Origin of the sequence: Halorhodospira neutriphila (genome assembly GCF_016584055.1) — a bacterium.
GTDB lineage: Bacteria > Pseudomonadota > Gammaproteobacteria > Nitrococcales > Halorhodospiraceae > Halorhodospira > Halorhodospira neutriphila.
On sequence record NZ_NRSH01000150.1, the window covers coordinates 1 to 4,755 of the forward strand.

At 76.6% G+C, this 4,755-nt stretch carries 4 protein-coding genes; 2 read left to right on the forward strand and 2 right to left on the reverse strand.

The annotated features are described in order from the left end of the window. Positions 1 to 97: 97 nt before the first annotated feature. The gene (locus CKO13_RS12950; RefSeq protein ID WP_200260699.1) at positions 98 to 1,375 is read right to left on the reverse strand and encodes a hypothetical protein; all 1,278 of its coding nucleotides are present in this window, start codon (positions 1,373 to 1,375) and stop codon (positions 98 to 100) included. 176 nt (positions 1,376 to 1,551) lie between these two features. Here CKO13_RS12950 and CKO13_RS10635 point away from each other — a divergent pair, with 176 nt between their 5' ends. Further along, positions 1,552 to 2,148 carry a methyltransferase domain-containing protein gene (locus CKO13_RS10635; RefSeq protein WP_200260702.1) on the forward strand — a complete coding sequence of 199 codons (597 nt, stop codon included), beginning with the start codon at positions 1,552 to 1,554 and terminating at the stop codon, positions 2,146 to 2,148. Here the strand turns inward: CKO13_RS10635 and CKO13_RS10640 are convergent. Continuing rightward, complete coding sequence (locus CKO13_RS10640; RefSeq protein WP_200260705.1) at positions 2,145 to 3,557, reverse strand: dihydrolipoyl dehydrogenase; 1,413 nt, start codon at positions 3,555 to 3,557, stop codon at positions 2,145 to 2,147. The genes CKO13_RS10635 and CKO13_RS10640 overlap by 4 nt on opposite strands. Before the next feature lie 73 nt (positions 3,558 to 3,630). Between CKO13_RS10640 and CKO13_RS10645 the strand changes: the two genes are divergently transcribed. Further along, complete coding sequence (locus CKO13_RS10645) at positions 3,631 to 4,734, forward strand: SO_0444 family Cu/Zn efflux transporter (RefSeq protein WP_200260708.1); 1,104 nt, start codon at positions 3,631 to 3,633, stop codon at positions 4,732 to 4,734. The last annotated feature ends 21 nt before the right edge of the window (positions 4,735 to 4,755 follow it).

The window sequence follows — 4,755 nt, forward strand, 5'->3', positions numbered from 1 at the left end:
GGCGCTCCAGCATCGGGGCTGGGCGGAGACGGCCGAGCGGCTCGGCGTGGCGGGGCGGCGGGCGGCGCTGGCGGCCCTGCGGGAGACGGTCGCCGGGCTACTGGTGGAGTGAGCGGCCGAGCTCGGCGAGCTTCTCGCGGCGGTCGAACTCGGCGTCGCGCTCGGCGTCCTCCTCGGCGTCGGGGCACTCGCCCCGGTGGACCCAGGTCAGCCGCGACAGGCACGACTCGTAGAGCTCCGGGGTCTCGTAGTGGCACTGGCTGCAGTCGGGCATGGTCTGCGCCGCCCCCTGCTGGCTGCCGTCGAGGGCGATCCGCACCGAGGCCTCGTTCTTGCAGATGTGGTCGTGGTCCGTGACCACGACCTTGCCGTTGTCCTCCGGCACCACCTGCTGCAGGCAGCGGTCGCAGAGATCGCCGGTGCGCCGGCGGATGACATCGATGATATGCGGGTGGCGGGGGGCGAGGATGTTGAAGCGCTCCCAGCTGTCGCGGTCGTGGCGCTGCTTGGCGACCTCGGCGCGGGTCTCCGTGCGGATCGGGATGTGGGAGCGCGGATCGTCCTCCTTGGCGCGGCGCTCGGCCTCGCGCGCCTCCCGGCGGCGGCGCTCGGAGCGGGCGACCAGGTCGAACTTCTTGGCGAGCTCGGCGAGGTGGACGTCCTTGCCCTCGATGATGTAGGGGCGCGGCTCGGCCGTCTCGCCGGGGGCGTAGTAGCCCACGGGGCTGCCTTGGGGGGAGAGCGGCGCCCAGAGGATCGGCCGGCCCTCGAGGCCCTGGGCGACCTCGACGGCCTGCTGGACGGCGTTGGGGTTGACCGGGCCGTTGTCGCCGTCGGGCAGCAGGTGCTCCCGGGGGAGGGCGTAGACGACGTAGCGCTGCTGCTCCTCCTCGGAGTCGATGACGAGGTTGGCGTGGCGCCCGGCCGCGTCGTAGCGGTCGGCCTGGAGCGTCATCTCCGGCGCGCACTGGCGGATGCTCTCCACGACCTCCGCCGAGAGCTGCGGGTACGGCCCGCCGCGCCGGGCGATCTGCTGCTGGCGCTGCGCCTGCTCGCGCTGGGCGCGGTAGCGCTTCAGGGCCGGGATGAGCTTGTGGAGGCCGGCGCCGAAGCACACCGCCCCGAGCAGGAGCAGCAGCGGGACCAGGGCCGAGAGGCCGCGGTGGATGGCGGCCGCCATCTCCAGCTCCGGGCGGGCGATGAGCTGCGGCAGCGCCCCGATGGCGAAGAAGGCGGCCGCGCCCCGCTGCCAGTAGCCGAAGTCCCGGGCGAGGGCGGCGTTGAGCCCGCCGGCGTGGCGGGCGTAGTGCCCGGCGAGCAGGAGCAGCAGCAGCGACAGCAGCGTGGCGGAGACGCTCAATACCGTAAGCAGCATGGGGGTGATGATAGGCGGGTCATCGGGATCCGGCAACGCCCGACCCGGTGGGCCTCCCCGCCTGTTGCCGGCGCGCCGCGCCTCTGGTGGGCTACGCTGGCCGGGATGAGAAGAGGAGGGAGGCGTATGCAGCCGCTGACGGGAGCCCCGTACGGTAGTCCCCGGAGGCGCGCCCGGTGAGCGGGGATGAGCACGCGCGCCGCGCCGACTGGGAGGCCCGCTGGCGGGAGGGGCGCACCGGCTGGGACCGCGGCGGGGTGAGCCCCGCCCTGGAGCACTGGCTCGAGGCCGGCGCCGTGCCCGGCGGGTGGATCCTGGTGCCCGGGGCGGGCAGCGGCTACGAGGTGGTGGCGCTGGCCCGGGCGGGCTTCCAGGTCTCCGCCGTCGACATCGCCGCCGCGGCCTGCGAGCGCCTCCGGGGGCTCCTGGCGTCGTCCGGGGCGGGGGCCGAGGTGGTGCAGGCGGACCTGCTCCGCTGGGAGCCGGCCCAGGCCTTCGACGCCGTCTACGAGCAGACCTGCCTGTGCGCCCTCGACCCCGCCGACTGGCCGACCTACGAGCGCCGCCTCCACGAGTGGCTGCGCCCCGGCGGGGCGCTGCTGGCGCAGTTCCTCCAGACCGGCCGCGAGGGCGGGCCGCCCTACCACTGCTCGCTGCCGGCCATGGAGGCCCTGTTCAGCCCGGAGCGCTGGCGGTGGCCGCCGGAGGCGCCGAAGCGCTGGCCGCAGCACCACGGCCGGTGGGAGGAGGCGGTGCGGCTGGTGCGCCGCTAGCCCGGGGCGCCGCCGGGGCGCCTCGGCAGGTCGGGCTGCGGGCGGCGCGGACCGAGCTGCTTGCGCGCCGACTGCACCGCGGTGCGCAGCCCCTCCTCGGTGCACGGGTGGTAGTAGGGCATCTCCAGGAGCTCGTCGAGGGTCGCCCCGCGCTGGATGGACCAGGCCAGCAGGTGGGCGAGGTGCTCGCCGTCGGGGGTGGCCATCTCGGCGCCGAGCAGCCGCCCGCTGCCGGCGTCGGCGTAGAGGTGCAGCCGTCCCTCATTGCGCCCCTCGAGCTGCGCCCGGGACTGGCGGCCGAAGTCGGCGCTGCCCTGGACCCAGCCGTCCTCGGGTAGCTCCCGCCAGCCGAGCCCGACCCGGGCGGCCTGCGGCGCGGTGAAGACGATCCCCAGGGGCGTGCGCCGCTCCAGGGGCTCGGGGGCGGCGTGGAGGGCGTGGTAGGCGGCGAGGCGCCCCTCGTCGGCGGCCTCGTGCATCAGCGGCCGCTGCCCGCTGACGTCCCCGGCGAGGAAGATGGGCAGGTCGCCGAGGCGCAGGGTCTGCGGATCCAGGGCGGGGGCCCCGCTGCCGTCGAGGGCGCCGGGCAGGGCGTCGAGGCCGAGGCCGTCGAGGCTCGGCCGGCGGCCGAGGGCGGCGAGCACCCAGTCGACCTCGACGGCCGCCTCGCCGGCGCGCACCCGGACCCCGGCCGCGCCGGCGTCCTCCAGCTCGACGGTGGCGCCGGTGGTCACGGCCATCTCGCCGCGCAGGGCGTCGAGGAGGGCGTCGTTGACAACCGGGTCGCTGAGCCCGGCGACGCGCTCACCGCGCTGGAAGGCGTGGACCTCGACGCCGAGCTCGGCCAGGCCCTGGCCGAGCTCGACGCCGATGGGCCCGAGGCCGACGACAGCGGCCCGGCGGCCGAGGTGGGTGCGCTCGAAGAAGGTCTCCGAGGTGGCCACGCGGTCCCCCAGGGCCCGCCACGGCTCAGGGACGACGGGCTCGGTGCCCGTGGCGATGATGGTGGCCTCGGCCTCGATGCGCTCGCCGTCGAGCTCCAGGGTGTGGGGGTCGATGAAGCGCGGCCGGCCGTAGAGGCTGCGCTCGCCGAGCCCCTGGGCCTGCCGGGCGGGGCCGGCGCTGAGCCGGTCGCGGTGGGCGCGGACGTGCCCCATGAGCGCGGCGTGGTCGACCTCGGCCCCCTCGACGCCGCGCAGGCCCGCCGCCTCGAGGTGGCGCAGGGCGCGGCGGCCGTGGGCGACGGCGAGCAGCGCCTTGGACGGCATGCACCCGACCCGGGCGCAGGTGGTGCCGTAGGGGCCGTGCTGGATGAGCAGCACGTCCTCGGTCCAGCGCCGCGCCTCGGCCAGGGCGGTGAGCCCCGCGGTGCCCGCGCCGATGATGACCACTCTCGCCCGGCGTGCCATGGGTCTCCCCCTCTTCTCGTCGCGATTCGGCCACCTATTCTGCAGGGCAGCGAATTAGTGCGACAATCTACCCATGGATATCGGTGCACTCGCTATGAACACCCTGGAGCTGGCGCTGACGGCGGCGCCCTGGCTGCTCCTCGGCTTCGCCGTGGCCGGCCTGGTCCAGGCCCTCGTGCCCCAGGAGCGGCTGCAGCGCTGGCTCGGCGGCGACGGGATCGCCCCGGTTGTGCGCGGGGCGGTGATCGGCGCGCCGCTGCCGCTGTGCTCCTGCGGGGCGATCCCCACCGCCCTGGCCCTGCACCGCGCCGGCGCCTCCCGCGGGGCGTCGACGGCCTTCCTGGTGGGGACGCCGGGGGTCGGGGTCGACTCGGTGGCCCTGACCTACGCCCTGCTCGGCCCCTTCATGGCCGCGGCGCGGCTCTGCGCGGCGGTGGCCACCGCCGTCGCCGCGGGCCTGGCGGTGGGGTGGGGCAGCCCGGCGCCGCCCTGGGCCGAGCCCGAGGCCGCGGACGGCTCCTGCGGCTGCACCGACGGCTGCAGCGGTGCCGAGCCGGCCGAGGGCGGGGACGCCTGCGAGGGGGGCACCTGCTCCGGCCCGGTCCAGGGGCGCTGGGCTGCCGCGTGGCAGGCGGTCACCGAGCTCATCGACGATATCGGCCTCTGGCTGCTGCTCGGCCTGCTCGTCGCCGGCGCCCTGCTGACGCTGGTACCGGTAGGGACGCTGGCGCAGTGGGGGAGCGGGCCGCTCGCCATGCTCGCCGTCGCCTTCGTCGGCGTCCCCCTCTACCTGTGCGCCACCGCCGTGACCCCCGTGGCCGCCGGCCTGCTGGCCGCCGGGGTCTCGCCGGGGACGGTGCTGGTGCTGCTCATCGCCGGGCCGATCACCAGCGCGGCGACCCTGGCGGTGCTCCGCCGCGAGCTCGGGAGCGCGGCGACGGCCATCTACCTGGCGGCGATCGTCGCCTGCGCCCTCGTGGCGGGGCTGATCACCGACGCCCTGGCCGGCGGCGCGCCGGCACTCGGCGAGGCGGCCGCCGCCGCGGAGCTGGTGCCGATGCCGCTTAAGGGGGCGGCCCTCGGGGTGCTGCTCCTGATCGGGATCCGGCCGCTGCGCAGCCGGCTGGCCGGGATCGGCCGCCGGCTGCCGGGCCGGGCGCCTTCGCCCTTGCGCTAGCGGGGCCCGGCCGCGGGGGCA

Excerpts from the sequence above, each read along its gene's own strand:
- CKO13_RS10640 (WP_200260705.1), bottom strand. The coding sequence starts at position 3,557 with ATGGCACGCCGGGCGAGAGTGGTCATCATCGGCGCGGGCACCGCGGGG.
- CKO13_RS10645 (WP_200260708.1), top strand. The coding sequence starts at position 3,631 with ATGGATATCGGTGCACTCGCTATGAACACCCTGGAGCTGGCGCTGACG.
- CKO13_RS12950 (WP_200260699.1), bottom strand. The coding sequence starts at position 1,375 with ATGCTGCTTACGGTATTGAGCGTCTCCGCCACGCTGCTGTCGCTGCTG.